The sequence below is a fragment of the Pseudomonas sp. EL_65y_Pfl1_R83 genome, from assembly GCF_963970695.1.
Classification (GTDB): Bacteria; Pseudomonadota; Gammaproteobacteria; order Pseudomonadales; family Pseudomonadaceae; genus Aquipseudomonas; species Aquipseudomonas tritici.
In genome coordinates this window covers 1-434 of the sequence record NZ_CAXAQI010000490.1, presented here as the reverse complement: position 1 = coordinate 434, position 434 = coordinate 1, and the positions used below count along the sequence as shown (strand labels likewise).

General features: G+C 63.1%; 1 protein-coding gene. It reads left to right on the top strand.

Annotated features, from left to right (window positions below; all coding sequences use genetic code 11):
* Window positions 1–115: 115 nt before the first annotated feature.
* On the top strand, window positions 116–434 hold a 319-nt coding region (locus AACY08_RS29985; RefSeq protein WP_339472714.1), incomplete at its 3' end, for a hypothetical protein.

The window sequence follows — 434 nt, the reverse complement described above, 5'->3', positions numbered from 1 at the left end:
GCAGACGCCACGCGAGCACAAATGCCGATGGCCCGTCGGGCGCTGCGCCTGTCCTCATCCAATCTTTACCGGTTGCCTTGCATGAATTCCCCGACGCAAGCAGGGGCTGCCGCGAATGACCGAGATGCCGGGCGGAAACGCCTTTGTCCAAACCGTGCCGTTCGCAGCGGTGCCGTGCATTGGCATGGTGTTCGATATTGCCGGATCGAGCAGCATGGTGATGCTGGATCCCGTCGCGCTCGAAGGGACGATGGGGCATAGCGACGCCGTTATCGCCGCCGCCGGTTCGGTCGGCAGCCAAATCAAGGTGCGCGTCGGCGGCGCGTGGCTGATCGCCAATGTCCGCTCGTTGAAACTGGTCGACGGGCATGAGGATCGTATTGCCGCGCAGGTCGATTTCCTGGGCGAGGGCGATGAGGAAAAGCTGACAGGGA